The sequence below is a fragment of the Rickettsiella massiliensis 20B genome, assembly GCF_000257395.1.
In the GTDB taxonomy this organism is placed as follows: domain Bacteria; phylum Pseudomonadota; class Gammaproteobacteria; order Diplorickettsiales; family Diplorickettsiaceae; genus Diplorickettsia; species Diplorickettsia massiliensis.
In genome coordinates this window covers 543,837-570,494 of record NZ_AJGC01000002.1, presented here as the reverse complement: position 1 = coordinate 570,494, position 26,658 = coordinate 543,837, and the positions used below count along the sequence as shown (strand labels likewise).

Sequence of the window (26,658 nt, the reverse complement as noted above, 5' to 3'; positions counted from 1 at the left end):
CCCAACACCTGCATTGTGGAAATACCCTAAATAGTGGTAATAGACATTCCTTGAGAACGGAAATCTAGATGTCTTTAAGAAGGCCCATTCAAAAATTGGTAGGCACGAGTGGGATCGAACCACCGACCACCACCATGTCAAGGTGGTGCTCTACCACTGAGCTACGTGCCTACAGTTGATCACGGCATTATAAGAAAACAGTCAGGCACTGTCTTCCTCTAAAATCGCGGCCACAAAAATAACATTGTTATTTTCAGGATGCAACTCCTAATCCAATCCGATCCATTTTTCTTTGAGCTTTTTAAGCTGATCTCGTCGTTTGGCCGCTTCTTCAAATTCAAGATTTTTAGCGTGCTGTAACATTTCTTTTTCCAATTGCTTGATTTGCTTAGCCAGCGCTTTAGGCGTCAATGCGCTCACATCATTGACAAGCGTGTCCTTTGCCTGAGCATCTGTCTGCAACCTACTCTCGCTGCGCGCACCTTCGAGAATGTCTTTAATTGCTTTGGTAATTCCCTTGGGCGTAATGCCTCGTTTTTTATTATACGCCTGTTGTTTCTCGCGCCGGCGCTGTGTCTCATTGATCGCGCGCTCCATAGATCCCGTTATCCGATCTGCGTATAGGATCGCCTTTCCCTGGACATGGCGTGCAGCGCGACCAATCGTCTGAATCAATGACCGCTCAGAACGTAAAAAGCCTTCTTTATCCGCATCCAAAATCGCGACTAACGACACTTCAGGCATATCAAGTCCTTCACGAAGCAAATTAATGCCCACCAGAACATCAAACACGCCTAATCGTAAATCACGGATAATTTCAACTCGTTCCACTGTATCGATGTCCGAATGTAGATAACGTACTTTAATACCATGTTCAGTGAGATATTCTGTTAAATCTTCAGCAAGACGTTTAGTCAACGTTGTGACGAGCACTCGCTCATTTTGTGCCGTTCGCTGGTGAATCTCCGACAGTAAATCATCGACTTGCGTCGTCGCCGGTCGCACTTCAATTTGTGGGTCGAGTAACCCCGTTGGTCGGATCACTTGTTCGATAACTTGGCCTGAGTGTTCTAACTCGTAAGGACCCGGGGTGGCTGAAACATAAATGGTTTGCAATGCAAAGTCGGTAAACTCTTGGAATTGTAAAGGACGATTATCCAGCGCCGAGGGCAAACGAAAACCGTAGTCCACCAAATTGGCTTTACGCGAACGATCTCCTTTGTACATGGCACCTAACTGCGGAATGGTGACATGGGATTCGTCAATAATGAGTAATCCATCACGCGGAAGATAGTCCAATAAAGTGGGTGGGGGCTGTCCAGAATCACGTCCGGATAAATAGCGTGAATAATTTTCAATCCCGTTGCAATAACCTAACTCTAACAGCATTTCAATATCAAACTGCGTACGCTGTTCTAAACGTTGATACTCAACCTGTTTATTGGCCTCTTTCAATTGTGCTAACCGTGCACTCAGTTCGACTTTAATTTCATCGATGGTCTTGAGAATGCGCTTAAATCGTTAGCCTAGGTAACGTACGAATACGTTTCCCGGTGAGTGGATCAAAATAACTCAGTTGTTCAATTTCATTATCGAGCAACTCAATCCGCACCGCTTCTTCTGAGGACTCAGCTGGAAAAACATCGATAATATCACCACGCACTCGGTAAGTAGCACGCCGAAAATCGGCATCATTACGTGTATATTGGAGCTCAGCCAAACGACGCAGAATCTGTCGTTGATCTATTTTATCTCCCTGCCGTAAATGTAACATCATCGTTAAATAGAGATTGGGATCACCTAAGCCATAAATCGCCGAAACGGTCGCAACAATGATCACATCGCGTCGTTCGAGCAGCGACTTGGTTGCAGAAAGACGCATTTGTTCAATATGCTCATTAATGGCGGCGTCTTTTTCGATATACGTATCAGTCGTCGGCACATACGCTTCGGGTTGGTAATAATCGTAGTACGAGACAAAGTACTCCACTGCGTTTTCTGGAAAAAAATCACACATTTCGCCATAAAGCTGAGCAGCGAGTGTTTTATTCGGCGCTAAAATCAGTGTCGGTCTTTGCACGTTCTGAATCACATGCGCCACACTAAATGTTTTACCCGAACCGGTGACGCCTAAAAGGGTTTGATGAGCTAAACCGTCACGAAGACCTTGTGTTAACGCGTTAATTGCCTGTGGTTGATCACCGGCAGGTGAAAATTCTGCTTTTAAGCGCAATTTTGGAGTCGTCATCAAGCCTAATATCCTTCTTTCGTCACCAAATTAATAAAATTAAAATACATCCATTCTGACCAATTTTTGTACGGCACGACAAAACTCGTCACACCACCGGCCACTTCTTTAAAGCCATGCCCCTTAGGTGTAAAACAAGGCTTGCCTTCGATAGAAGCTCTCACGGATAATATCCCCTGTTTGGGATTCGAATATTTTTTTCTAACAATAGCGCAATTTTATGAAAACCCTACTCTCTGATCGTGTCATGCAGATAAAACCTTCCCCGACCTTACAGCTCTCCGCGCAAGCCAATCGCTTGAAAGCAGCGGGAAGACCCATTATTAATCTTACTGTCGGTGAGCCCGATTTCAACACGCCTGATTTTATTAAGCAAGCCGCGCATCAAGCCTTAGATCAGAATAAAACTCGCTATACCGCTGTCGATGGTTTACCGAGCCTAAAACAAGCAATTGTTCAAAAACTATATCGTGAAAATCAATTAACCTATGTGCCAGAACAAGTTGTTGTTTCAAGTGGCGCAAAACAAAGTATTTACAATCTGATGCAAGCGCTGCTTAATCCAGGCGATGAGGTGATTATCCCTGCGCCCTATTGGGTGTCTTATCCGGATATGGCGCTTTTAGCGGAAGCACGCCCCGTTTTTATTGAGACACATCTTGCACAACAATTAAAAATCACGGCCTCACAATTGGCAGCCGCGATTACCCCAAAAACACGCCTCTTAATTTTAAACAGCCCTTCGAATCCTACTGGAATGGTCTATACACGCGAAGAACTGGTTGCATTAGGCGAAGTCTTACAGCAACACCCTCATGTATGGGTAATGAGTGATGATATCTACGAACATATTTATTGGGGACCTCATCCTTTTTCGTAAAACATTATTAATGTTTGCCCGACGCTTTATGAACGAACCATCCTGATTAATGGTTGTTCTAAAGCCTATGCGATGACCGGATGGCGGATTGGTTTTGCGGCCGGTCCAGCAGCACTCATCCAAGCGATGGCAAATATTCAATCACAAAGTACCTCTAATCCTAATTCGATTGCTCAAGTTGCGGCACAAGCCGCTTTTGAAGGTGATCAACAGTGTGTTCAAGAGATGAATACCATTTATGAAAAACGACAACGCTTCTTCGCTCAAGGTTTAAACGATCTCCTAGGTGTCACCTGCTTGCCACCGATGGGTGCGTTTTACTGTTTTCCGGCGTTTCCAAAGTGGATCGGTCAATCGACTCCTTTTGCAAGTGATTACGTACTCGCTGATTATTTACTCAATAAAAGCGAATTTAGCCACGGTTCATTTACGGCTTTCTTTTGCCTTAGATGAAGCCACCTTAAAACAAGCGCTTACACAATTAAAGGATGCGTTGGCCGACCTGCATAAGTGATCAATTCATCATACTGAGCTTTAAAAAAAATTCAGTAAACGTTATACTCTCTTAGATTTTTGCCACATAACCATGTTGGGAAGAATCTAAGCATGTTATGCGTCGGTTTATTTTTCTATTAAACAAAATAACTCCCGATAAGCATACGATATTCTTAATTTATCCACGCGATTCTCCTTTTTAAAGGAAGGATAGGCATCTTCATACAAAAAAATTGAGGCGAATCATCTCGTTTGTTTCTAGCTGATCATTTTCTTGGTCTTTATCTTGTAATTGGGGATATTTCCTTTTTTTTTGCCAAAAAACGTATTTTGATAATACTTTTCTCTAATTTAAAACCTAAAATTTTAATCCCATCATTTAAGATAGAACGACCCCGCAAGCCACGTTTTGCTTGGCTAGCACGTTCCACCCATTGTTTTACGCACTCTTGTAAAAGATAAAGTGACGCTTCACTCATCTCCTTTTGTGGATCACTGATTTCAATTAAGGTGGCTAACACTTGAAACGCCTCAGCGATTTCCTCTTTTCTTGTGTCTAAACAAAAAAAAAGGCCTGTGAAAACTCGGGTAAGGAAATGATAGTGAATTCGTTGATACAATAAACCAAAATAATAAATTAAATGTTCCTCTAACGCATAAAGTCTTAAATAAAGTATCCATAAATCATTTTTTTGAGCAAGACAAACCGACAGAGCGCATGTACTTTGAGTAATATGTTTTAGAATCATCGTACTCCACTGACTTGTGTTTTTCTCTTCCAAAAGTCTTGCTATTAAAGATTGCCCATTCACTTTTTCAAATGGATTAGCGCCTCGTTCTAATAAAAATTCAGTTCCCCACGCCTCTTTTGTTAATGCCATCCTATAAAGTAAATAAGCACCGACCGTAAGAGAAGATTGACCCTCTACTTTATCCGTAATGCCAATTTTACCTGACCAGTCTTGTGCTTTAAAATAATGACGATAATTTTGATACATAAGTGGCCACTGTTCATCAACTTCATTATTTTTTATATCTTCATGCGATGAAGTCGCGTTCTTTTTAGAACTTCGTAATAATTTATCTAAAGGACTTATTTTTTTGGAGTATAAGAAATATTCAGCTAACTGTAATAAACTGGCTTGATTTAATTTTTCAGCTTTAAAACGATCAACAGGCGATAGTGTTAAACGTTGCTTAAGCTTTTGCCATATAGAATACAAATTTTGATTTTGCGGCTTTTCGATGTCAATTTTTTCAATATAATAATAATGATCAAGAAAATGATTAATTATTTGATACGCTTCGTAATCTAAATGACTATGGCCTAAAATAATTTTTTTTAAAGTCGGGTGTGCATGCCCATCGTCTAACCATTTATAAAACTCCCGTATCACTGGACCTGCGATTTCATAGTGAAGAACCTCTAACTGATCGTTATAAGTGATATACTGGATGAAGGGTTGTATATTGACACATAAAGACCCTGTCAAGACTAACGTTTTGACCTTTCTTTGTTTTTTTTCTAGCTGTGCAAACAGTTGGCTCATAAATTGTTCACTTAAGGCTACTTTTTTACAACGCCAAACAAAAAACACATTGCATAATATTATTTTTTCCCACCCATAATTGACTAGTAAATGTAATAACTCATCTTTCTAATTTACGTTGTCTTTCTTCAAAAAACGGATATTTTATTACATCTGACTTTAAGAAAGTCTGTTGTGTTGGGAACGTGGGGGGCGTCTGTTTATCTTTGTAATCAAACCAAGCGATTTGATCCGCCTCATAAAGAATAATAACAACCTTTGATAACATAAACTCTGCTTTCTTGGGAATTTTTATCAATAAACTTTGTAAGTCTTTCAATTGGTAGTAACCCAATTTCTCGTCCGTTAATCGGAAACAACCCATTTTTTTTAACGAATAAACAGCTCGTTCAAACAGAAAAAAAGGAGTCATAGCCAATATCCTTCTTATTTAATTCGCTTAGCTTATTATCGACTATCACTTGCATCGTATTGAAAAAATCACTTATATAAAAAATAAAATAGGGTATGATACGTTATTTGCGATGTTCAACTATCCAATACGTTTTCACTCGACTGAGTTCTTGATCAAGATCTATTAATATTTTTTGTTGATATTTTCTCGCATATTTTTCTTTTTTTTATCATCAAGCGCACTCTTATAAAGCACTTTGGAAAAGGAACCAAACCGTATCAGAGTAACCGATCGATTTCGGCTCAGTGTCATATGAGGTAACGACAAGATGAAACAAAAACTAATTACACAACATACAATCAACATATTTTTTTTTAAAAAATACGAATAGTTGACTGTAGCGTTCTTTAGGCGAATTCTCTAAGAGCAAGATTCGATTTAAACGTTCTAAATAGCTTTCTACACGCTGTACAATATTTGATAAAAAACCCGCTTGATTTATGCTTTGTGTAGATAAGCTTATATTTTTTAAAAAAAACACTCATCGATTCCTTACTCATTATTCCATTAGCCATCCCTGTTTGCGAATACTTATCTGATGTCCGTCAAATGAGTATTCGTTAAAATCCCTTTAATAAAAAACCAATTGTTGGTATATTACACCCTGTGATTTGTACGATTAACTTTTCTAATGAGTTCATTTCAATACTCCGCAAATCACTTACCACTTATTTTAACAAAAAATAACTTCGAGACTCTACTAATATTTTTTATTCATTATTTTAACTAATATTTATACTGAGTAAGGTATCGTTATTTTTATTATCATTTAGTTAAAAATATTAACTCTGATTACGGCTTATCCTGATTTATTAATATTATCTTGATGAACAACTATATTTAGACATAGGGACTCTTTATCTGCTTGTTTCAAATGATTTTTCAACTAACAAATCATCTTCTTTTGATACAGGAAACGGTGCCTCCCAAAAAGAACATCCACTTAAACGATCGCATTTTTTCTCTAAAAGTTTGTATTCATCTCCTTTTCCTCTATTTGAATTAAAATTTAATTCTTTTTTTATTATCTTACTTGATTCCTCTACCAGTCCAACTTTCTGCTGACGAATAAAATAACCTAACTTTTCTTCGGGTAAATCTTCTTCATATAATTCAATTGAGGTATTTAAGAGAAGATTCAAATACAGGAGAATATTTTCTGGTCCATGTTGTTTTGCTAATTCTCCAATCTTGAGAATACAAGCCTACTTTACTTGACTCTCCGCTTGAATTTTTTTAATTTTCAATTTTTTTATATTTTTTAAAGCTGATTTTTTATTTAATTGGAATATATTTAATTTTGAATTTTCTTTTTCATAAACTTGTTTTTGTTCTTCCTCTGCTTGTTGGGAACACTGTTGTATTTTTGTAAGAGTTACTACTCTAAATTGATCAATAAACTCATCGCCATATAAATTACATTTTATTGTTTTTTGATTATTTTCTTCATATTTTTTAATCACTTCATTGACGGCGTTATTGATAGAATCTGGATTATTATGATCAACATAACTGCCAAAGCTAATTGATTTGCCTCGATTTGAATCAAGTAAAGTAGGTTAAATCATTGATGCTTACTGATGCGTTCACTACCCACAAATCAAGCACTACGAAGCGTTAAAAGTGTTTAAAGCGCTAAAATAAAAAAGGCACCGCAAGGTGCCTTTTTTATGAAAAAATATTTGAATTATTTTTTCATCATTTCTGATGAACTGGATTTGATCACTTCACCACGTGTCTCTTTAACAAACAGAGTTAATATTGCAGCAAAAATAAAGGCGACTGGAATGACACTCAACGCGTATTGAAAGCTTTCTACCGAGAATGCCATTAAATTGCCTTTCACAGGGATTCCTGTTAAGACATCCAGTGCCTTGCCTATCAAAGGCTGAGATAAAAACACCACTAAACATTACTAAAGAATTGATCACCGCAATCGCAGTCCCAGCTAAAGCCGGCACATTAATTTCACGGGCAATCGGAAAAACAATAATCTGAGCAGAACTACAGACTCCAAAAATAAACAGTAAAAAGGGTAATTGCGCACGGACAATTTGTGGACAGTAAATAATTATTGTAAATAACACCGCGCCGAACAATGCACCAATAATAATCGGGCAACGCCGATTACCGATTTTATCTGAAATCCAACCGACGAGTGGGCTCCCAATTGCCCAGCCTAAGAAAACAAAAGAGATATCCCAAGCCGCTGCTTGATTAGACAGACCATAGGCGCGAATTAAATAAGGAATACCCCACACTTCAGCAAATCCAGAAAGCGAAAGATAGAGGAGACTTCCAATAAGACCGACGATCCACATTTGTGGGTTTTTACAAAGTTTAAAAACCGCCAAGGAAAACTCACGATAGTTGAGCTGACTCGATGCCGCAGCCGCTTTCGTTTTAATCGTTTTGGTTTCTGGAATAATCAACCACATCAGCAAGGTTAACACTAAACCAACGGTGGCTGCCCAATCAAGCGTCGCACTCGAGCCCAAAACATGAACCAGCTTTGAAAGCGTAATATCACCAATCATTGCGCCAAACATGCCCAATGAAGTGGCCATCCCTGCAATAAAAGCAAAGCGTGAGGGCGGGAACCAGAGGGAAGCTAATTTTAATACTCCAACAAACGCAAAGGCCGAACCAAGCCCTACTAAAAACCGACCCGCTTGCGCCGTAGGAAGATGATGATGGGCAAATAAGTAGGTCCCAATCGCACAAACACAAGAAGCAAAGACCAATAATTTTCGTGGCCCAAAGCGATCCATCATAATCCCAACGGGCAACTGCATTGGAGTATAGGCGTAGTAGTAAAAAGCCACCAGATGACCGAATGCAACACCACTGATACTAAATATTTTTAGAAGATCTTCGCTCATCACACTGGGCAAGATCCGCAAAAAATATTCATAACAGTAAAAAAGTGCTCCTAAACCACATACTAACCAAGGAAACAAGCGAACACGTTCTTTAGGCATAAATCTCCCCGCCGTTGTAATAATTAGTAGAATTGGCTAAGTGTGTGCAAAAATAAGATACTTGTAGAAAAGTATCTCTATAATGACGAAGCCTAGCCCGAGGCATTAAAAACTAGGCAGCTTCAGCAGTATCGCTAGATTTATCAGATGTTATTTTTGCGGAGCGATTTCCATACTTTTGTTTGAACTTATCAACACGCCCACTGGTATCAACAATTTTCTGTTTCCCAGTGTAAAAAGGATGGCATTTGGCACAAACTTCAATAGAAAGTGAAGAGTCACTGAGTGTTGAACGCGTCTCGAAGTGATTACCACAGCTACATGTTACGGTAATTAACTGATAGGCCGGATGAATATTGGGCTTCATACGTTTTTATATCCCCTGTAAAGAAATTAGGCGCGCATTATAACAGAACAAATCTTAAAAAAAAATTTCGTCTGGAAGTTTCTTTTGCAACAGTCCGTCAAAGAGGCTGAATAAAGAGAAAAAAGTAGGCTTTTTGCCTACTTTTTTAGGTTTGCTCAGGTGAGAATCATTTTCCATTTTATGTTATCTTCCCTACCTATGATTTAACAAATTTACATAAAAAATGGCCCTCTAAACAAAAAAGGATGTTTGTATGAAGAACCGCGCTAATCAAAGTCCCTCAGAAAAATAAAGCGCTGAATAATAATATTTCGTCCATCGGTTATGAAAACGAGACCGTTTAAAAAGAGTACTTTTATCGTCCAGCCCACCTTGTTGTCGGGGGGACTGCTGCTCTTTGCTGGTTTTTGTGAAATGGCACACGCTTCATTGGGAGACATGGGGATACGTATTGGTTATGGCTACGGAGAACCTAATCGCCTTCAAGGACAACGATTTGCCTTACAAAAGGAACTTGGCTTTCCCTTTCTTTGCCTTATTTATCCTTACAACCCTATTGGGATTTAAGCTTTGCACACTGGCACGTCAAATCCAGCAGATCCAGGTACATCGATCACCCACAGTCGATTCATATCTTTGCGCTTTCTCCTGTTTTAAAGCTTCAGTTTAAAGGAAACTCCTTCTTCACACCCTTTATTGAACTGGGTATTGGGCCCAGTTTTTTAGAACAATCTGTATTGGGACATCGTCACCTTGGAGGACGTTTTGCCTTTCAAGATCAAATTGGCATTGGGTTCCCTTTAGATAAAAATCAGCATTGGCTGATCAGTTATCACTACATTCACTATTCAAATGCCGGTCTCTACCCGCCAAATCAAGGGATAGACATCAAACATTTTTTTAGCCTAACGATGCAATGGGGATAATATTTAGTACAACAAGAAAATAAACTGTACCATGGAAGTATTGTAAAATTGAACAGGCCTTTTATACTGCATAAATCTATTGGAGAGGCCACGTTGTTATGGTTAAAGCAAAAATAGCTCGAGTGACTGCTAGCACAGAATATCAGCCCTTACATCGTTTTGCTGAAAAAGCGTACTTAGACTATTCCATGTACGTAATTTTAGATCGGGCTTTGCCACACCTTGGCGATGGACTCAAACCGGTGCAACGTCGCATCATCTATGCCATGTATAAAAAATCCGCGCGCACGGTGGGGGATGTCTTAGGTAAATTTCATCCTCATGGCGAATCCGCCTGTTATGAAGCGATGGTTCTGATGGCGCAATCTTTTTCATATCGTTATCCATTGATTGATGGGCAAGGCAACTGGGGCTCACAAGATGATCCGAAATCTTTTGCAGCCATGCGTTATACGGAATCTCGCTTGACGCCTTATGCGCAAACTCTGTTGGTACGGTTGAATGGGCGCCGAATTTTGATGCCACTTTAGAAGAGCCACGCTTATTACCGGCACGTCTACCCAATATCTTACTCAACGGCGCCAGCGGCATCGCTGTGGGTATGGCCACGGATATTCCGCCACATAATCTTCGTGAAGTGGCCTCTGCCTGTATTCACTTACTCGACCATCTCCCTATCCGATCTCTGTCAGTTTATACAAGGACCTGATTTTCCAACGGCGGCAGAAATTATCACGCCTCGTGCAGACATTGAAACGATGTATCAAACAGGCAAAGGCAGTATTCAAGTTCGCGCCGTTTATCATCAAGAAAAGCGACAAATTATTATTACAGCCCTGCCTTATCAGGTTTCGGGTGCAAAAATTATTGAACAAATTGCTGAACAAATTCGAGAAAAAAAATTACCCCTGATTGAGGATCTCCGTGATGAATCCGATCATGAACAACCGACAGTTTGGTGATTGTTCCGCGCTCCAGTCAAGTCGATATTCCGGCTCTGATGGATCATTTATTTGCAACGACCGATTTGGAACGCAGCTATCGTGTCAATCTGAACATGATTGGTTTAGATGGCCGACCTCAGGTGAAGAACTTAGCGACTATTTTACAAGAATGGCTGGCCTACCGTGAAGAAACCGTCCGTAAACGGTTAGGTTTTCGTTTAGAAAAAATTTTAGCGCGCCTCCATTTACTGGAAGGTTTTCTGATCGTTTATCTTCATATTGACGAAGTCATTGCCTTAATTCGTGAAGCCGACGCCCCCAAAGACGAATTAATACGCCGCTACCCACTGAGCCTCACCCAAGCAGAAGCCATTTTAGAAATTCGCTTACGTCAATTAGCCAAATTAGAAGAAATTAAAATTCGCACCGAACAAAAGCATTTAAGCAAAGAGCGCGATCAACTACAAAAAATTCTCGGTTCAAAAACTCAATTAAAACAACTGCTGCGAACTGAGCTTAAAAAAGATGCCGAACAATTCGGTGATGAACGACAATCACCCTTAGTTGTTCGCCAAGCGGCGCAAGCTTTTCAGAAAGTAGAAATGATCCCAGCGGAGGCCATGACTCTGATTTTGTCAACCCGCGGTTGGATCCGTGCCGCAAAAGGACATGACTTTGATGTGGGAGGCTTAAACTTTAAAACAGGTGATTCGTTAAAAAGTGTTGCTAAAGGAGATAGTCGTCAATTAGTGGCTTTTATTGATCAGGTCGCAGTTATTCGACGCCCATTCATACATTACCCTCCGCACGTGGGAGTGGTGAGCCACTCACTAGCCGTTTTAATCCACCGGTGGGTACGCAGTTCATCACAATGGTCACCGGTGAATCAGAACAACTGGTTTTAGTCGCTTCGGATGCCGGCTATGGATTTATTACCGAACTGAATGCACTGTACTCAAAAAATCGTAGTGGAAAAACACTGTTAAAATGCCCCGAATCCAGTCAAGTCTTACCGGTTCGCTCCATTACCGATTTAGAGAACAATCAAATTGCCGTGGTCACGAATACCGGTTATTTATTAATCATTGCCGCAAAAGAACTACCTAAATTACCTCGAGGCAAAGGCAATAAAATTATCCAAATTCCTAGCAAACAGTTAGCCACTCGTGAAGAATATGTTGTCGATCTGGTTATTTTTAGCTCATCAAAACAGTACGCTTGAGTTACGCGCAGGGAAACGTCGCCTCACTCTGAAAGCCGCTGACTTAAAAAAACTATAAAGGAAAGCGTGGACAACGAGGTCATAAGTTACCTCGCGGTTTACAACGCATCGATCAACTCGCAGTTGATACGGATTAATTATGGACTGCTCCATTCAAAAATCAACTTACCTACTCTTTTTATTATTAGCTATTTTTTGGAGTGGTTCTTTTGTCGCAATTAAGGCCATGGTCCTTTGGATTCCTCCTTTATTATCGGCCATGTTTCGTATCGGGATTGCCTTACTTTTTTTAATTGGCCTACTTATCTTTTTACGTAAGCCTGTACACGCTCCTTTCTCACTACGTTGGCGACTTTGGGTAACCGGTTTATTTTCACAAGGGATTCCTTTTAGTTTGTTATTTTGGGGTGAAAAACACATTGCACCCGGTCTTGCCGGTATCTTAAATGGAACAGTACCCCTTTGGGCCTTTATGCTCGGTTTATTTTCACCAAAAACACGCGATATCTCGCCACTCAAATGCGTGGGATTAATCATGGGACTGATTGGCACAGCGGTTATTTTTGGACCGATGCTGGATACACAAGGCTTACAACCGGATGTTTTAGGCCTGATTGCGATTTTACTCATGGCTATCAGTTACGCCATAGGTAGTTTACTTGCGCAACATTTACTGCGTGACACTACATTCAAATTAGACGTTTATACCAACATCTACCATCAGCATTGGGCAAGTTTTATTTTTGTTCTTTTACTGACTCTTTTTTTTGAATCTTGGCCCAGCTCGACTATTTTTACCCAGCATCCTATTATTGCTATTTCCGCTCTTTACTTAGGTATTTTTTCGACAGCCCTCGGCTGGCTAATTTACCTATATTTGATTCGCGAATGGGATGCTGTCCGTGCGAGTGCGGTGATGTATCTCGTCCCAATTATGGCACTTTTCTGGGACTTTCTTTTCTTTCATCGCATCCCCCAATGGACAGAAGGGGTTCGGGTATCCTCATCATTTTAGGTAGTATTATTTTTCTACAATGGCCTCGCTCTCGATGCACCAATTAACCTGCTTTTGGCTTGATCGTCACTCAAATATTTCTCCCTTTCCCCGTGCACAGCCATTTATTTTCGAGAAAAAGTTCTGTGTCGCTTATTATTTAGGTGAATGCACACGCTTCGCCGCTAAAACACGCTTTAAATGCGCCGCAAACGCTTGAGGCCCCATTTGCCCAACAATACGAGTATTATGAATTTCTTGTCCTTCTGGATTTAAAAATATAAATGTAGGTGGAGCAATCACATTAAATCGTTTTTCAATCGCCTTACTGGATCCATCATTGGTGGTCACATCAACACGTAAGACAATAAAACGCGAAAGAAAACGCTTTACATAGGAAAGACGATATGCTCCATTTCTTTACAGGACAAACACCAGTCCGCATAAAAATCTAACATAACCAACTTGTTTTTCTGCTTCGCCTTGAGTAACGCCTGATTCAATCCAGGAATGCTTTTAATCGCTTCAACCTGTATACCTGAATCGGTAGAAGTCGTTTGTGCCGATTTTGTCAGATGAAACGATTTTGCATTAACAGGAATCACACGCAACAATAGCCAGGCGGCCATCATTAACATCATGACACCTAACACAATTTTAACCCAATTCATCCATCGACCTGATTTTGGTAACCATTTGCCAGCAGACGTTCCGATAATTAACAAAGGAACCCCTGAACCGAGTCCTAATATGAATAAGGAAAAACCACCTAAAACTGGGCTACCCGAATTACCGATATAAGTGAGCACGCCCACCAATGGTGCCGTAATACAAGGCGAAATAACCAAGGTTGAGAGTGCTCCCATCAGTGCAACACCCAAATAATTGCCTCCTTTTTGGCGATTCGTCAATTCAGTTAATTTGTCATGCCAACGGGTCGGTAATCGTAAGTCGTATAATCCAAATAGCGAAAAAGCGAGCAGGACAAATAATAAGCTCACCACGCTAATCACCCAAGGGTTTTGTAGAAAAGCTTGTAAGTAACTCCCGGCTAACCCTGCAAAGACTCCTGCAAGCGCATAGGTCAAGGCCATAGCCAACACATAGGTGAGAGACAAAGTAAAGGCTTTGGTTGTATTGAGTTGCTTTTGACCTAAAATAATAGCTGATAAAATCGGGATCAAGGGTAAGACACAGGGGGTAAAAGATAATAACAAACCAAAACCAAAAAAACCGATTAAAATTAAACCAAGATTATTTCCAGCTAAGAGCTTCATCGCCTTGCTTTGTTCACCACTCATATCTTCTGTTAATTGTTGATGTGCTGTTTTTTTAGTGGTGTCCGATGGTGAAGTGAGGGGGGTTGGAGAAACCATTTTTGGATTCGCCACTGCAGCGGCGGAAGTCGGCGCAGCCGCCACGAGCGCGGCTTTCACTGGAGGAGAGGATGGGGAAGCGATCTTATTCTGCTTTTTAGGGACAGATGTCACCACTTGGATCGTTTTTTCACAGGTGGGTAGCAAAATCCCGCCGCAGCACATCCTTGATACTCTATAGTCAGTGGTAAATGAGCTGGAATAGATTTTGTAAACTTAATAACCGCGGTTACGTGATTTTGATAAACCTGATAATCGCCTAAAAATCGATTATGTTTTGCTAACCCCTTCGGCAGAACCACCGCTTTAATTTTTGCCTGTTTGCTCTGAAAATGAATTTTATCACGGTACAGATAATAACCCGGTTTAATCGCCCACCGCGCCTCGACACTTTCCGAACTTAATGGCTTGACCACAACTTGAAAAACTTGATCAACTGGCAAGGGGTTTTTTGCATCGCTCGGTGAAACCAGCGATGTCAAACACAAGAGGAGTCCCAACCACTTACTGCCTGTTTTTAAGGTTGATGCACTCTTTGCAAACCAAAATTTGCTTACTTTTTGATAAGAAAACAAAACATAGCCCTCCTCTTTCATTGAACTTGTCTCAGAAACAAGTTGAATCTTTACTCTATGGTTCCGAGCCTAACATGTTTTTAGGAGGAACTGTACCTTTCCCTGCCCTAATTTAGGTCGAATGAATGCTTTTTATTATTTAAATATCGTTATTTTACCCTTAAATCGATAAAATAGCGCTATTATAATATAAATTATAATCTAAATTGATAATAATTATTATTAGATAACTTCCTATTTTTTCAAGCTTTTCTTAAAGTCTAGGTTGAGCGCCAAAGCCCCCCTCATATATCATGGGAGCTCCTCTGACCTAGTCAAGAATCAAAGGATAATGGATATGCAAAATACACTCGATCAACTTCCCGTTCTTCCTATCCAGGTCCCCAGCACGGGTATGCCGCAGCAACCCTTGAGAACCTGTGTAGAGCAAGCACTCGAAAATTATTTTTCACAACTAGAAGGAACTTTACCCTGCAATCTTTATGAGCTGGTCCTCGCTGAAGTCGAATCACCCTTATTAGATGTTGTTTTACAACAAACTCGTGGAAATCAAACAAAAGCCGCTCTTTTGCTTGGTATTAGTCGGGGGACTTTACGTAAAAAACTAAAACAATATGATCTCGCGTAATTAACGCTATACTCTGTTCAGCTCTTTTCTTATTCATCAAAAACAACAACAAAAAATTTATGATTTTTTGCTTCTCTACCAAAAAATGGCCTCATGGCCTTTAACTAAAATTGTAATAATAAGGAAAGATTCGGTGTTACGCTGTCAGAATAAATTATTCTGGTGTTTCCACTCATATGCATGGTGTAGCTTATGAACAATGAGCTATTTTTTGTGCGCCATAGGTTCACCTGAATGACAACTTTTTTATATAAAAAACCACTCCAGGTGGTTTTTTATTGGTTTTAAACTTGACAGACTTGCCTGACCTTGCGCACAATAGGCGCCTCTTTGGCTATGTAGCTCAGCAGGTTAGAGCACAGCACTCATAATGCTGGGGTCGGTGGTTCGAGCCCACCCATAGCCACCAAAAAATATTATTAAATCAAATACTTATACAAAACTCTCTTCCCGCTTGTTTAAAACCCATACACTCCAAGTATCCAAATTTTTACCTTGCTATATGTTGAGTGATTTCTTTATTCAACACAATTCACTCGCCACGAAAAAACGATTACTAGACGACTATAGACACAATCCAACTTTCACCGACTATTTAGTTTTCCCTGATCAATGGGCAAGCTGCTCGTGAAACAAGCATCCGTGAATCATTCTGCGCGGAGGATTGTGAAAAAAATATCGCTCGATTATCCGCCTGCTTTGTCGTCACCCAACTATCTGAGTTAACCTTAGACCCCCATTTCATCTGAATACAACACAACCTGCTCATTACAATTCTGATCATCAATCACTTCATAACTCGCTAGCACTTTTTTACGCGTTGCTCGAGTAGATCCAATGAATCAATATCAGTATGCGGGTAAGCTCGCCTACGTTTCACCTGATTAATTCGATTCATGCATGAAAGAACTCCAACCTAGATAATGTAATACATACTTCAGTAAATATAGACTGCCTATCCAGTTGTTATAATTGTCGTCTCGAACAAAACTTCTATTATGCTTTTTATCTCCATCGCTTTTAGTGTGTTGTAAATGTTCTAATATTAGCTGTTTATAAATTGGCGTGGGGGCTTCTGGAGAACTTTGATACCCTCCCGGGATTACTCTGGAGAGAAACTGACGGCCCTGTTCTTTTACCCAGCCTACAATCTGACCAATTGGGCTAAACAAGCTTATTGCTAAATTTGAGATATTTTCTTTTTCTCGAGAAAAAAAACGACGATTTCGCTGAAATTTTGTCGTACGATTCAATAATACACGGTAACCTGCTTGTTTATACTCAGCGATTTTTTCTTCTAACAGCGGGGCATTTATTATTCTTTGTATTTCACTGTTTATAAAGATCTCTTTATCTATAAATCTTATAGGTAAAGTTTCTATTTTCAGTATTTCATAAAACTGAATTAATAATAATGTAAAACGCTGTGCACGCATTGTGATATTCTGATCGAAGGCATTTGTAATCACTAAATTATTTCCTGAACGTGCAAAATGATAATTTCCAGATTTTTTATCAATCATTAATTCGTTTTCTTCTTCTATATCTTCAGGAAAAATAACTATAATTTCCTTATCCCGGCTAAATTGTAATGGTAATGGTTTTAAATCTAAGCCTTTTAATTCCATGGTCACATGATTTAAAATAATATGTAACCTTTTATACCAATGAGTTCGCCAAGCATCCTTCAAGCGAACAGTTACGAATGTATATTCTGCTTGCTCAGTCGAGAATAAATTTATTAAGAGATCATGATCTGATGAATGTATTTGTGCTTCAATTTTCAACTCTAAATCTTTTTCAAGTTGCGTCCTTATTTCCGTTAAATCTAAGGTATTAATTAAATTTCCCACATCAACATCGTACAGGATGATCTCAGGAATAGGTAAATGACCCTTATCTAAAATTTCATACCAGAAGTGATACGAAAAATATTTTCACCACCGTTTCCAATATAATACGGATTATTATAGAGAACATTATAATTTCCATTTCCAATGGTAATGGTTTCATTTTTTAAAGGTAAGTGAACAACGATATACATCTTTAGTTTATTCGCTATTTCAGGATAATCGTTAATAATACTTTCTACCGGCTTATCTGTGCTTTGCAAGGCATAAAAGCTATTGTTTCCCTTTTGATGGATACTTTTAATTTTATCAAAAAATAACTTAGCTCTAAGCTAAAAAAGCACGGGCATTTCATAACCTTTACTTTTTTTCTAAAAGTTCGGTCATCGCATGCAGCGTTTCCTTTTGATCCGATAAAGTTGCATTACGCAACGCAACACTTGGAATATGAAGTAATTTATTAGTCAGCCGATAACTAAAACGTTTGAGGACTTCTTCTGCTGGAAATCCTTTTTTAAGTAAAGAAAAAGCCTGATTAAGCTCTTGTTCGGAATCCTGTTTCGCTTGTTGGCGGTAAGCTTTTATAAGCAACGAAGCTTCTTTATTTTTTTCTAAACGCCGGTAATCCGCTACTTTTTCAGTAATAAACGCTTCGGCCGCGATGGCCGCGGTGCGGCGTGAAGCCTGATTTTTTTGAATCCAATACTGGAAATCATCTAATCTAGAAAGATAAACGTCTTCGAGTTGATTGACGGCCGGTTCAATATCACTAGGCACCGCAAGATCCGCGATAAACAAGGGGCGCCGTCGTCGTTTTTTTAAAGTGCTTGCAAGTACTTGTTTTGTAATTAAGAGAGAAGTACTCGCTGTCGCTGAAATCACTATATCGACATAGGGAATGTGCTCGTTAATTTGTTCAAGCGAAATCAATTGCGCACCAATCGTTTGAACTAGTTTTTTAGCGTGCTCAGGTGTTCGATTGGCGACATAGAAATGCTGTATCCCTTGAGAGACAAGATGTTTAGCGACTAAAGTAATGGTTTCCCCCGCACCAATTAATAAAACGCGTGTTTCGGCCAGGCGTGCAAAAATTTGTTTGGCCGCGTGCACCACCGCAAAACCCAATGAAACAGGATGAGCATTAATTTCAGTTTGTTGACGAATCTGTTTCGTGGTTTTGAGTAAGTAGTTTAAAAGTGGTCGTAATTGAGTTTTGACAAATCCTAAAGATTCAGCAAGAAAAAAGCTTGTTTGAGTTGACCTACAATTTGTGCTTCACCGACAATAACCGAGTCAAGACCACTTGCCACACGTAATAAATGGCGGAGCGCCGCATTATGGTGATACGTATACCAAGCGTCTTGTAATAATTCAGGAGAAAGCTGTTTGGTTTGGCAAAGCCAATTGCACAGCTCGGTGACTTGGCCGTTCACTCCATAAAACTCAGTACGATTACAAGTCGACAACATAACCACTTCTTCGGCTTGGGTCAGTTGTTTAATTTCGCGGAGTGCCGTCGCCATACTCGCGGGTGAAAACACCACTTGTTCACGTACTGCCAACGGAATGGTTGCATAACGAAGACCACACGCGAAAAGATTCATAAAGATTTAGGTCTCTTGTTGCAAGTGGAGTCGCGCCCATTCCTCTTTATAGGCCACGTCTACTAGACGAAAACCGGCTTGCGCATAATGATCCTGTATGCGTGTGACTTGTTCGCGTAAAATACCCGCTAAAACACACCGCCCACCTTTTTTAACATACTGAGCAAATCGTTCAGCCAGCTGGGTAAGCGGTTCGGCTAAAATATTCGCGATTAACACATCCACTTTTTCAGGAGGATGAAACTGTTCTGGTGAAAAAACAAGGATTTGTTCACGACGAATCTGGTTTTGGATGGCATTCGCTTGGGTCGATTCTAAGGCCTGTGGGTCATGATCCACCGCCCACACTTGACTTGCTCCGCATTGGATAGCCGCTAAGCTTAAAATACCCGAACCACAACCGTAATCAAGCACAGTCTGTCCGATTTGCATCTGTGCATCGAGCCACTCTAAACACAGTGCCGTACTCGGGTGGGTTCCTGTACCAAAAGCCAATCCAGGATCCAACCAGACAATAGTCCCTTTAGGATCAGGCACAGCAAAACCATGAGGACATACCCATAAACGCTGACCAAAACACATCGGTTGAAAATCATTTAACCAAAGACGTTCCCAAGGTTGGTCGGCAATCGGTTTAATTTGGCAATTTAAAATCACTTTTTCGGTAAACCGCTGTCGTAATTGTTGAATCAGTTCCTCTAACTGGAAGTGCTCAGGAAAAAGCGCATTCACCTCGACCAAAGACCATAAAGGGGTGGTATCAGGGTCTGGTTCAAACAAAGCTTGTTCATCTGCCGCTTGCCAAGTAATCGCCACGGCCTCGGAGGTTTCCAAAAAATCACTCATTGCCGCAACATACGCTTCCTGAGTCAGTAAAGATAAATTTTGCCAAGCCATATCAACGTGCCAAGTGTTGTTCGAGATAGTGAATATGTGTGCCACCTTTGATGAAATTGGCATCTCTCAATAAGCGTTGATGCATTGGAATATTGGTTTTGATCCCTTCAATCACAATTTCATCTAATGCCGTACGCAGACGCGCTAAAGCAATATCCCGTGTTTCACCATAAGCAATCAATTTCCCTATCAAAGAATCATAGTAAGGGGGTACCGGGTAACCGGTATAAATAGCGGTATCCACGCGTATCCCAGGGCCACCGGGCGGATGATACAACGTAATGGCGCCCGGTGAAGGCATAAACGTTTCGGGATCTTCGGCATTAATACGACATTCAATGGCATGCCCGCGAAAATGGACATCACTTTGTCGATACCCTAGTTTTTCGCCTGAAGCAATGCGCAGTTGTTCACGCACTAAATCAAAACCGGTGATCATTTCCGTAATGGGATGTTCAACTTGAATCCTGGTATTCATTTCGATGAAATAAAAATGACCGTCTTCATAAAGAAACTCAAAGGTCCCCGCACCACGATATTTCATATCCCGACAGGCTTTCACACACAGCTCACCAATATGGCTCCGTTGTTTGGGCGTAATGCCCGGTGCCGGCGCTTCTTCAATGACTTTTTGATGGCGACGCTGCATGGAACAATCGCGTTCACCTAAGTGAATCGCATGACCTTGACCATCACCGAGAACTTGAATTTCAATATGGCGAGGCGTTGTTAAAAATTTTTCGAGATAAACGCTAGCATTCTTAAAATTGGCTTGCGCTTCCGAACGTGTTAAAGCAATCGCATTGAGTAAAGCGGCTTCGCTGTGCACAACCCGAATTCCACGACCACCCCCACCTCCTGAAGCTTTGATCAGCACAGGATAACCAATTTTTTGCGCCATTTTTAAATTTTCAGCATCATTATTACCTAATTCCCCTTCTGAGCCAGGAACACACGGTATTTTAGCCTGTTTCATTGCGGCAATCGCTGAGACTTTATCTCCCATTTTTCGAATGGTATCCGGCTCAGGGCCCACAAAAATAAAGCCACCTTGCTGGACACGCTCGGAATGAATCGCAACCGTTTGAATGCCCATCTCTTTACACGCACGTAAAATACGTAAGGCAATTTCACCTCGGTTTGCAATCACTACTTTATTTAGCATGGCTCTGACCTATTTGTGTTTCGCATTGCACAAAAAATATTATTACGTTTTTTTACTCGTCCACGGTTATCCGTAGAACCTATTCAATAATGAACAACGCTTGATCGTATTCAACAGGCATCCCATTTTCGACTAAACGTGCTTTGAGGACACCCGCTTTATCCGCTTCAATTTGATTCATCATTTTCATTGCTTCAACAATACAAAGCACATCCCCTTTTTTAACGATTTGCCCAATTTCCACAAGTCGGATTAGGGGCTAAATAGACCGTACCGACCATAGGCGATCGAACTTTGTGGCCCGTTGGCTCACTTGTCGAACCAGTTCCGACTTTGGCCGCTGGCTCAGCAGTTTGTCTCGTGATCACCTGAGCCGAAACGGGGGGCGTAATACCCAACGTCGTTGCAGAGGTCAGCTCACGCTTAATACGTATTGACTGTGCCCCTTCGGTGAACTCAATTTCACTGAGATGATGTTCATCCAGCAGTTTAATGAGCTGTTTAATTCTTTCAGAATCCATAGAAACCAAACCTCTTTTTTCAACCAGGTATTCAGCCGCTTATTGGAGCATATTCACTTCTCCTTGGCTAGTCTTTAGAAAGCGAATCCTGAGAAACAACTTGCTAATTACCTCAATCGATATATCCCATCGATACGAGGCTCTATTGTGAAAACGAAACGGCTTGGCTAGGATGGAATAATTGAATCCATTTTTCGACAAAGCTAGACGGTGATGACAAACAATTTTGGATCCATCCCCTGCCATCGATTACGTGGCGTTGGGCCGAAAATAACCGCGTTGTTAGCGAAATGCGGGGTACAAACTTTAGAGGATTTATTACTCCATCTCCCGCTTCGCTATGAAGATCGCACACAAATCACACCGATTGATCAGTTGTCCTTTGGAAAACCTGCTTTAATGTACGGGACACTGTGCACGCTGCTCACACCACGCAATCCGCGTGGTCAGCCTTTTTGTTGTCGTATAGAAGATGAAACCGGAAGTATTGATTTACGTTTTTTTTCCTTGCACCCGAAGCAACAAGCACTTTTTACGGTGGGTCGCCGCTTACTTTGCTTTGGCACTCCACGTATTTCTGGGCGCAGTCGATTCACCTGGGAAATGGTACACCCAGAAATTCAATGGCTCCATGCGAATGAAAAAATGACCTTACCCACCCATTTCACGGCAATTTATCCGACCACACAGGGACTTTCACAAACGACCTGGCGACGGCTGGTTACACAAACATTCACTCTGGCTTCCACTCAACCTCGCGCGACGACGGACAAACGCCCCCTCAACTTTTTTTACAGATTACTTAACCACTTTTTTACAAAAAATAGGGGATGAATCGCTACCCGATAGTTGGCACGCGTTACGTTTTTTACATCAACCCCCGGTCGACGCACCTCTAGACCAGTTGTTGAATAAAACCCATCCCGCTCAACGACGCCTTATCTTAGAGGAATTACTCGCCCATGCTTTGAGCGTACAACAACGTAAACAGGCGCGCCGTCAAGAGTGTGCTACCGCTTTGCCACCCAATCGGGGCTTGATTGAGCGTTTAATGCAAGCATTACCTTTTCAACTGACTTCGGCACAACAACGTGCCGTAGAAGAAATCAGTGCGGATATGCAGCAACCCTATCCCATGCAACGCTTATTGCAAGGGGATGTCGGTTCTGGAAAAACGATTGTTGCCGCGCTGGTCGCTCTACAAGCGATTGAAAATGGATTCCAAGTCGGTTTGATGGCACCCACTGAGTTACTCAGTGAACAACATCGACATCATTTTTGTACTTGGTTTGAGCCATTGGGCCTAAAAGTGGTCAATTTAACAGGAAAAATGCGTGTTAAAGCGAGAAGCGCGGCGCTACAAGCGATTGAGTCCGGTGAAGCCGCGATGGTGATTGGTACTCATGCACTGTTTCAAGAAACGGTCCGTTTTGAAAAATTAGGCTTAATCATTATTGATGAACAACATCGTTTTGGTGTTCAACAACGTCTCGCGCTCTGGGAGAAAGGTTTACAAGCCACTCAACAAGCCCATCAATTATTCATGACGGCCACACCGATTCCACGGACATTAGCCATGACGACGATGACAGAATTAGATTTATCCTTCATTGATGAAATGCCGCCAGGTCGTTTACCGATAAAAACCGTTGTTTTATCGGCTGGGCGGCGCGGAGAAGTCATTGAGCGAATTCGGCAACTGGGTTTACAAAAAAACAGGTTTATTGGGTCTGTCCTTTAATTGAAGAGTCAGAATTACTGTCTTTGGAAGCCGCCACCACCCTATTTCAAACCTTACAAGCGTGTTTACCCGAATTACAGTTAGGTTTGATTCATGGCCGACTCAGCGCTCAGGAAAAAGAAACGATTATGCAGCAATTTAAAAGCGGTCAGTTTGATCTCCTCGTCGCCACCTCGGTAATTGAAGTGGGGATTGATGTTCCGAATGCGCAGGTCATGGTCATTGAAAACGCCGAACGCTTAGGGCTCGCACAACTGCACCAACTCCGTGGTCGTGTCGGTCGTGGTGATGAACAAAGCTATTGTATTTTACTGTATCAAAATCTATCCCCCATTGCGCAACAACGCCTAGCTATTATGCAGCAAAGTCAAGAGGGGTTAGTCATCGCACAACGTGATTTAACACTCCGTGGTCCTGGCGAAGTATTTGGGTTTCGGCAAACCGGCTGGTTACCGTTACGAATCGCGGATTTTACACGGGATCAATATCTACTGCCCAAGGTCCTACCGCTGGCGCAATATATTATGGATCAAGCGCCCTATCTGATTAAACCACTTATTGAACGCTGGCTAAAAACGACCGCGGAAACCTGTCGAAAAACTTGAATGATGTGTTCTAAAACATACTCTCTTTAACAGAGGCCTCTACTGTACTCTTCTTGATAGTTTATGCTGTTTTTTCATTTTTTATATTTAATTTTTATTAACAAGTTTGACTTGTTAATGATTCGCTCTATATCAAAAATGATGATCCCTCACGCAGATAAAAAAATACCTATTGAAGGCTCTTTTTGAATAAGTCATCTTTTATTCCAAAGCACAGGTCAATATTATTTATTTATTTTTATAATATAAAAATAAATAAATAATAACTTATAACTTAATTATGAATTATTGCATTTTATCTATTCTTATCGCCTATAACCACGAAATCTTTTTATCAGATTCCCCATCAAAAACTTTTTTATTCTTTAATTTTAGATGATATATAAGATATATAGATTATATTTTATCTAAAAATAATATTTTCTTAATAATTATATCTTACAATTAAATAGAGCCTAAGTTAGGTTTTCATATTTAATTGACTATCCTTATTATCTATATGCCAAAAAAAATAATAAAAAATTACAAAAAATTATCTTATCACCTGGAAGAGCATTATTAGTTCTAATCGAGCAATATAAAAATGAATTAAAAACACTTTCAGGAAAATCTGAAAAAACGGCATCAATTAATGAAAAAATAAAGAAGTTAGAAGATGCTCTCGAAAAGCTATATTTATTGTATTTATCTGGCACAAAAGATGAAATAGATGGCTATGCCTTTAGAAAATTAGTTACTGATGAATCGCTAACAAACTACACGCTCTCTTATGATTATAAAATCATTGATAACGATCCCACAAGACGATATTTTGAAACTCATTTAGCCGCAATAACACTAAAAAACAGCTTGAAAAAGCTTGATATAGAAGATTTAACATCTCACCATCAATTTCTTTATGACTTACTTTCTGAAACAAAGAAAAAAGAGGTCACCGAAATATTTTATAATCCGACTTTACCTTTGGGTCAGTTTAATATCGAATATGTTAGTGTTCTTAAAAGTCTAAACGATACACCTTCTTACAAAGAAGCGTCTGAGTTAGATCAAGAAAAGATGTGTCTATTAATAAAGTGTTCAATTCTTAGTGTCTTTCTTATGACAAATAAACCCTCTACTATCTCCTTTCCAATTGGAATATATAATATAGGTCTTTTTAAAAAAGAAAATCGAGGCGTAAAAACTCTATTTAGACAAGAGAATGTTCATTCTAATCATCTAGGTATTGTAAAAAGTTATATGCCCCTGCCCATAAGTGATATTGCTTACAGAGAGAATAAACCGTTTCCCTATTTAAGAAGTGCTGATAACACAACTTTTTATAGTGATGCACAATGGCCCCGTAAAAATTTTAGATTGCTAACCCACCCATTTTCCAGCTCAATCTCTGGAACAATACTGTGTCATCTTAGAGTAGCAAAGTATTTGTTAGATCAATCGTCGTTAAGCTTTAAAAACAGTAAACACTTCGCGAATTTTATTCGATGTGTTATCTCAGTCCTGTTATATCAAACAGGAGGGCACAGCCTAAATGAATATGTAAGTGTATTAACCTTACCTGAAGTCATCAACGCATTTGATCAATTAGAAAATTTTAACAGTATAGATGAAAAAACATTATTTTTTACAGAAAATAAAGCGGCTTTTTATCAAGCAATTGATGCTACAATTGTCTATTGTAATACTTTATTAAGAAAAGAAAAACTACATAATGAGCTGAAAAACGATTTTTCAAAAGAAGAAGATGATCAATTTAAAAATGAAGAATTAATAAGCAAAATAAATAAATAAATATGATGCTCATATTTTCAATTATATTTCTAATTACATGAATGAAATCGAAAATGCATTTTTAAAACGACTTGAAAAAATTAAGTGTAAGAAAATACTTGATTTCGAAATAAGCCAAGAAGAATTTGTAAGCTATATTCATTCAATAAAAGTCGCGCCTGAACTATCAGATATGAATATATTTTGTCGTGATAATATACTTGCCCCTAAGCTACGCGCTTATTACTTAGCGCAAATAAAAAAAATAAAAAGCCAAGTCATTTCATCCTGTCAAACTAGTGATAACCAACACCTAATTACTAAATTTAATGCCGCTATTCAACTACAATATGATTATGTCCAAGAAACAATGAAGCCCGATATAGTTTGTGTAAGAATAAAATTATATAATTTACAACAAGAAATCAAGAAATCAAGAAAAATATGAAGAAAAATTATAACACTCTTTCGATGAGCCCAGGAGAGAGACAAGGAGACCATTGCAAGAGCGATACGAGGCCGAATAAACCTCGATAAATACGCATTGGTTGGTGGTCGCTCTATTTACTATTGCTAAACTATATTAAAAATAGTTTAGCAATAGTAAATAATCTAGAAAAAATGTTATACATAACTAATTACAAATAAAGCTTATTATTAGAAAAATAATTTTTCCAACAAACGATTGCCTATACCGCTTAATCATACCCGTCCAAATAATAAATAATTCGTTTAAAGTTTTTAGAAAAAGATCTCAACATATCATGTAATGACTATCGCTCGATCATTTTTTGGATAAGAATTTACATCAAGCTTTATCAAAAAAACCGGAATATCTAGAAGGAACAAAGGAACAATCGTTTTT

The 26,658-nt window shown here is 39.7% G+C and carries 26 protein-coding genes, 2 tRNA genes and 4 pseudogenes; 12 read left to right on the top strand and 20 right to left on the bottom strand.

Going from position 1 to position 26,658, the window contains the following annotated elements:
* Positions 1 to 96: 96 nt before the first annotated feature.
* The 3 genes and pseudogenes from S3O_RS0108765 to S3O_RS17510 all read right to left on the bottom strand — a co-directional run bounded on the left by S3O_RS0108765 (position 97) and on the right by S3O_RS17510 (position 2,412).
* A tRNA-Val gene (locus S3O_RS0108765) sits at positions 97 to 171 on the bottom strand.
* 96 nt (positions 172 to 267) lie between these two features.
* Positions 268 to 2,248, bottom strand: a pseudogene (gene uvrB / locus S3O_RS14600) (excinuclease ABC subunit UvrB).
* A gap of 5 nt (positions 2,249 to 2,253) precedes the next feature.
* Positions 2,254 to 2,412, bottom strand: coding sequence for a hypothetical protein (locus S3O_RS17510; protein ID WP_156792849.1), 159 nt, complete (start codon positions 2,410 to 2,412; stop codon positions 2,254 to 2,256).
* Positions 2,413 to 2,468: 56 nt separating this feature from the next.
* On the opposite strand from S3O_RS17510, the pseudogene S3O_RS14595 reads away from it, so the two are divergent.
* Positions 2,469 to 3,581 (top strand): annotated as a pseudogene (locus S3O_RS14595) (pyridoxal phosphate-dependent aminotransferase).
* Positions 3,582 to 3,904: 323 nt separating this feature from the next.
* On the opposite strand, the gene S3O_RS0108745 reads toward S3O_RS14595, so the two are convergent.
* The 6 genes from S3O_RS0108745 to rpmE form a co-directional block, all read right to left on the bottom strand.
* A complete protein-coding gene (locus S3O_RS0108745) occupies positions 3,905 to 5,221 on the bottom strand; it encodes a hypothetical protein (RefSeq protein WP_010598727.1) in 1,317 nt (438 codons plus the stop codon).
* A 52-nt stretch (positions 5,222 to 5,273) separates the two neighbouring features.
* Positions 5,274 to 5,585: a hypothetical protein gene (locus S3O_RS0108740; protein WP_010598726.1), complete on the bottom strand. Its 312-nt coding sequence runs from the start codon at positions 5,583 to 5,585 to the stop codon at positions 5,274 to 5,276.
* Positions 5,586 to 6,484: 899 nt separating this feature from the next.
* Positions 6,485 to 6,769 (bottom strand): hypothetical protein, encoded by a 285-nt coding sequence (locus S3O_RS0108730; protein ID WP_010598724.1) that lies wholly within the window; start codon positions 6,767 to 6,769, stop codon positions 6,485 to 6,487.
* A 63-nt stretch (positions 6,770 to 6,832) separates the two neighbouring features.
* Complete coding sequence (locus S3O_RS0108725; RefSeq protein WP_010598723.1) at positions 6,833 to 7,090, bottom strand: hypothetical protein; 258 nt, start codon at positions 7,088 to 7,090, stop codon at positions 6,833 to 6,835.
* 279 nt (positions 7,091 to 7,369) lie between these two features.
* Positions 7,370 to 8,608, bottom strand: a complete 1,239-nt coding sequence (locus S3O_RS14590) for an MFS transporter (protein ID WP_010598722.1) — start codon at positions 8,606 to 8,608, stop codon at positions 7,370 to 7,372.
* A 112-nt stretch (positions 8,609 to 8,720) separates the two neighbouring features.
* The gene (gene rpmE / locus S3O_RS0108715) at positions 8,721 to 8,975 is read right to left on the bottom strand and encodes a 50S ribosomal protein L31 (RefSeq protein WP_010598721.1); all 255 of its coding nucleotides are present in this window, start codon (positions 8,973 to 8,975) and stop codon (positions 8,721 to 8,723) included.
* 324 nt (positions 8,976 to 9,299) lie between these two features.
* On the opposite strand from rpmE, the gene S3O_RS0108710 reads away from it, so the two are divergent.
* From S3O_RS0108710 to S3O_RS0108695, 4 genes and pseudogenes are all read left to right on the top strand, one after another.
* Positions 9,300 to 9,542, top strand: a complete 243-nt coding sequence (locus tag S3O_RS0108710; protein WP_010598720.1) for a hypothetical protein — start codon at positions 9,300 to 9,302, stop codon at positions 9,540 to 9,542.
* On the top strand, positions 9,506 to 9,901 hold the full coding sequence (locus S3O_RS12460; protein WP_010598719.1) for an acyloxyacyl hydrolase: 396 nt from the start codon (positions 9,506 to 9,508) through the stop codon (positions 9,899 to 9,901). Before S3O_RS0108710 ends, S3O_RS12460 begins: the two co-directional genes overlap by 37 nt.
* A 98-nt stretch (positions 9,902 to 9,999) precedes the next feature.
* A pseudogene (gene parC / locus S3O_RS14585) lies at positions 10,000 to 12,204 on the top strand (DNA topoisomerase IV subunit A).
* A gap of 2 nt (positions 12,205 to 12,206) precedes the next feature.
* Positions 12,207 to 13,082, top strand: a complete 876-nt coding sequence (locus S3O_RS0108695; protein ID WP_010598714.1) for a DMT family transporter — start codon at positions 12,207 to 12,209, stop codon at positions 13,080 to 13,082.
* A 135-nt stretch (positions 13,083 to 13,217) separates the two neighbouring features.
* Here S3O_RS0108695 and S3O_RS15935 read toward each other — a convergent pair whose 3' ends face one another.
* Genes S3O_RS15935 through S3O_RS12445 form a run of 3 tightly spaced genes read right to left on the bottom strand, consistent with a single transcriptional unit; the run spans position 13,218 to position 15,033 of the window.
* On the bottom strand, positions 13,218 to 13,412 hold the full coding sequence (locus S3O_RS15935; RefSeq protein WP_050816883.1) for a hypothetical protein: 195 nt from the start codon (positions 13,410 to 13,412) through the stop codon (positions 13,218 to 13,220).
* Positions 13,413 to 13,450: 38 nt separating this feature from the next.
* A complete protein-coding gene (locus tag S3O_RS14580) occupies positions 13,451 to 14,584 on the bottom strand; it encodes a cytochrome c biogenesis protein CcdA (RefSeq protein ID WP_192805930.1) in 1,134 nt (377 codons plus the stop codon).
* Positions 14,548 to 15,033, bottom strand: coding sequence for a protein-disulfide reductase DsbD N-terminal domain-containing protein (locus tag S3O_RS12445; protein WP_010598713.1), 486 nt, complete (start codon positions 15,031 to 15,033; stop codon positions 14,548 to 14,550). Before S3O_RS12445 ends, S3O_RS14580 begins: the two co-directional genes overlap by 37 nt.
* A gap of 316 nt (positions 15,034 to 15,349) precedes the next feature.
* On the opposite strand from S3O_RS12445, the gene fis reads away from it, so the two are divergent.
* A complete protein-coding gene (gene fis / locus S3O_RS0108685; protein WP_050816889.1) occupies positions 15,350 to 15,640 on the top strand; it encodes a DNA-binding transcriptional regulator Fis in 291 nt (96 codons plus the stop codon).
* A gap of 332 nt (positions 15,641 to 15,972) precedes the next feature.
* Positions 15,973 to 16,049 (top strand) — tRNA-Met (locus tag S3O_RS0108680).
* 475 nt (positions 16,050 to 16,524) lie between these two features.
* On the opposite strand, the gene S3O_RS0108675 is transcribed toward S3O_RS0108680, so the two are convergent.
* The 8 genes and pseudogenes from S3O_RS0108675 to S3O_RS14570 all read right to left on the bottom strand — a co-directional run bounded on the left by S3O_RS0108675 (position 16,525) and on the right by S3O_RS14570 (position 21,677).
* A complete protein-coding gene (locus tag S3O_RS0108675) occupies positions 16,525 to 17,493 on the bottom strand; it encodes a hypothetical protein (protein WP_029463753.1) in 969 nt (322 codons plus the stop codon).
* A gap of 47 nt (positions 17,494 to 17,540) precedes the next feature.
* Positions 17,541 to 17,753, bottom strand: a complete 213-nt coding sequence (locus tag S3O_RS0108670) for a hypothetical protein (RefSeq protein WP_029463752.1) — start codon at positions 17,751 to 17,753, stop codon at positions 17,541 to 17,543.
* Positions 17,754 to 17,850: 97 nt separating this feature from the next.
* Positions 17,851 to 18,681, bottom strand: a pseudogene (gene hemA / locus S3O_RS15930) (glutamyl-tRNA reductase); the annotation flags it as partial.
* Between the two features lie 32 nt (positions 18,682 to 18,713).
* Positions 18,714 to 19,094 carry a glutamyl-tRNA reductase gene (locus S3O_RS15925; protein WP_010598710.1) on the bottom strand — a complete coding sequence of 127 codons (381 nt, stop codon included), beginning with the start codon at positions 19,092 to 19,094 and terminating at the stop codon, positions 18,714 to 18,716.
* Between the two features lie 6 nt (positions 19,095 to 19,100).
* The gene (prmA, locus tag S3O_RS0108660) at positions 19,101 to 19,991 is read right to left on the bottom strand and encodes a 50S ribosomal protein L11 methyltransferase (protein WP_010598709.1); all 891 of its coding nucleotides are present in this window, start codon (positions 19,989 to 19,991) and stop codon (positions 19,101 to 19,103) included.
* 1 nt (position 19,992) lies between these two features.
* Entirely contained in the window at positions 19,993 to 21,156 is a 1,164-nt protein-coding gene (locus tag S3O_RS0108655; protein WP_010598708.1) for an acetyl-CoA carboxylase biotin carboxylase subunit, read from the bottom strand.
* 79 nt (positions 21,157 to 21,235) lie between these two features.
* Positions 21,236 to 21,400, bottom strand: coding sequence for an acetyl-CoA carboxylase biotin carboxyl carrier protein (locus S3O_RS20195; protein ID WP_010598707.1), 165 nt, complete (start codon positions 21,398 to 21,400; stop codon positions 21,236 to 21,238).
* Entirely contained in the window at positions 21,378 to 21,677 is a 300-nt protein-coding gene (locus S3O_RS14570) for an acetyl-CoA carboxylase biotin carboxyl carrier protein (protein ID WP_010598706.1), read from the bottom strand. The genes S3O_RS20195 and S3O_RS14570 overlap by 23 nt, the downstream gene beginning before the upstream one ends.
* Positions 21,678 to 21,890: 213 nt before the next feature.
* Between S3O_RS14570 and S3O_RS18275 the strand changes: the two genes are divergently transcribed.
* From S3O_RS18275 to S3O_RS0108625, 5 genes are all read left to right on the top strand, one after another.
* On the top strand, positions 21,891 to 22,511 hold the full coding sequence (locus S3O_RS18275; protein WP_010598705.1) for an ATP-dependent DNA helicase RecG: 621 nt from the start codon (positions 21,891 to 21,893) through the stop codon (positions 22,509 to 22,511).
* Between the two features lie 70 nt (positions 22,512 to 22,581).
* A complete protein-coding gene (locus tag S3O_RS18270) occupies positions 22,582 to 23,418 on the top strand; it encodes a DEAD/DEAH box helicase (RefSeq protein WP_202798027.1) in 837 nt (278 codons plus the stop codon).
* Positions 23,419 to 23,441: 23 nt separating this feature from the next.
* Positions 23,442 to 24,023, top strand: coding sequence for a helicase-related protein (locus tag S3O_RS18265; RefSeq protein WP_010598703.1), 582 nt, complete (start codon positions 23,442 to 23,444; stop codon positions 24,021 to 24,023).
* Between the two features lie 678 nt (positions 24,024 to 24,701).
* Positions 24,702 to 25,814 carry a hypothetical protein gene (locus tag S3O_RS0108630; RefSeq protein WP_010598702.1) on the top strand — a complete coding sequence of 371 codons (1,113 nt, stop codon included), beginning with the start codon at positions 24,702 to 24,704 and terminating at the stop codon, positions 25,812 to 25,814.
* 37 nt (positions 25,815 to 25,851) lie between these two features.
* The gene (locus S3O_RS0108625; protein WP_010598701.1) at positions 25,852 to 26,241 is read left to right on the top strand and encodes a hypothetical protein; all 390 of its coding nucleotides are present in this window, start codon (positions 25,852 to 25,854) and stop codon (positions 26,239 to 26,241) included.
* The last annotated feature ends 417 nt before the right edge of the window (positions 26,242 to 26,658 follow it).